This window comes from Micromonospora sp. ATLC20 (assembly GCF_057196585.1).
Window position 1 is genome coordinate 1 of record NZ_JBXUOV010000371.1, and the last position, 1,503, is coordinate 1,503.

A 1,503-nucleotide genomic window follows, 5' to 3' on the forward strand; every position below is an offset into this window, starting at 1 on the left:
CCGCCGGCCCGGGTGCGCCCGCCGGCCCCGCGCCTGCCGCCACCACGGGCTCGGCCGCACCGGCACCACCCGCCGGTCCGCCGGTCTGAGACCCACCGACCACCGACGGCGTCCGCGCCGGCGGCCCACCAGCACACCGGGCGGAACCCGGGGTTCAGCGAACCCGGACGCCGCCGCACCACTCCACCCCGACCGCACCACCGCACCATCGAAAAGAGGGGGATCGCCGTGAACGATCTCTTCACCTGGGCCGCCCTGGGGAGCCTCACCGGCGCCAGCGCCGCCACCCTGCTCGCCACGAACGTCATCGGCGGGCTGATCGGACCGAGCGGCGACAAGGCGCGCAAGTGGATCGCGCTGGGCGTCGCGCTCCTGCTGTCCTACCTGACCGCCGCCTTCGCCGACGACGCCGGCCCGGAGAAGTGGATCATCGCGTTCTTCAACGGTCTGGTGATCTTCTCGGCCGCGCTCGGCGTCAACCAGCTCCCCCCTGGGAACCGGCAGGCGACGCAGGCGTCGCCGACGCAGCTCGCCCAGGGCCGCGAGCCCCGCTTCGTCCGCTCCTGGGTCTGAGAGAGGTGACCCCATGATCTTCGGCATCCTCAGCGCGGCCGTCCAGGTCGTCTTCGGCGCCCTGCTCGGGCAGCTCGCCGCCGGCACCGTCGGCCTGCTCGTCGGCGCGGTCGTCGGCCTGCTCGTCGGCGCGCCGTTCGGCTGGGCGTCCGCCTCCGCCGGCACGTACGGCGCCGACCCGAAGGGGATCTTCCTCTTCGTGATCGACCACACCTGGAGCCTGCTCAACACGTTCGCCGGGGCGCTCTACCTGGCGCTGCACCTGGTCTTCGGCCACCAGCTCGACCGGGTCGTCTCGGCCGGCAGCGGCCGGGTCAACGTCGTCGAGGGCGTCTCCCCCCGGTACGCCACCACGATCGGCACCGTCTGCGCCGGGTCCAGCCCGGGCATCCAGCGGCACGAGGACGTGCACGTGTTCCAGGCCCGGCTGCTCGGCCCGTTCTACCTGCCGCTGGTGGCGCTCAACTACGTGCTGTTCACCATCGCCCCGGTGTGGCTGCTCTGGCACGACCACACCAACGCGCCGATCAACCGGTTCACCCGCTACTTCGAGATCGGCGTCTACCCGCACGTGTGGAACGAGGCCATCGCGTACCGCATCCAGGGGACACCACCGCGATGACCGGCGCGATCGAGGCGGCCGTCGCGGACGTCGCGAGCTGGCTGGCCGGGGCCGCGGGTGAACCCGTACCGGTCGGTCCGCCGCGCGACGACCCCGGCGGCGGCCTCACGGTCTGGCCGCTGGAGCTGCGACCGGCCCGGCAGACCGCTACCGGCGGCGCCACGCGCGAGCCGTACCGGTTCGTGGTCCGCCTGCTGGTCTCCGGCGGCGGGCCGGCGGCGCTGCCCGCGCTGGACCGGGTGCTCGCCGCCGCCACCACGGCGGGCCGGCCGGAGCTGGTCCTGGACGCCGGCGACCCGGCGCTGTGG

2 protein-coding genes and 1 pseudogene are annotated in these 1,503 nt (G+C 74.3%); all 3 read left to right on the top strand.

What is annotated here, in order from left to right:
* Window positions 1-228 precede the first annotated feature (228 nt).
* Window positions 229-573 carry a hypothetical protein gene (locus tag AC2CHG_RS31345; RefSeq protein WP_262011770.1) on the top strand — a complete coding sequence of 115 codons (345 nt, stop codon included), beginning with the start codon at window positions 229-231 and terminating at the stop codon, window positions 571-573.
* Window positions 574-586: 13 nt separating this feature from the next.
* Window positions 587-1,195 (top strand): glycine zipper family protein, encoded by a 609-nt coding sequence (locus AC2CHG_RS31350; RefSeq protein ID WP_013286676.1) that lies wholly within the window; start codon window positions 587-589, stop codon window positions 1,193-1,195.
* A pseudogene (locus tag AC2CHG_RS31355) lies at window positions 1,192-1,503 on the top strand (carboxypeptidase-like regulatory domain-containing protein); the annotation flags it as partial. The gene AC2CHG_RS31350 and the pseudogene AC2CHG_RS31355, both read left to right, overlap by 4 nt.

Bases quoted from the DNA above. Each gene is read 5' to 3' on its own strand.
- AC2CHG_RS31350 (WP_013286676.1), top strand. From the start codon at position 587: ATGATCTTCGGCATCCTCAGCGCGGCCGTCCAGGTCGTCTTCGGCGCC.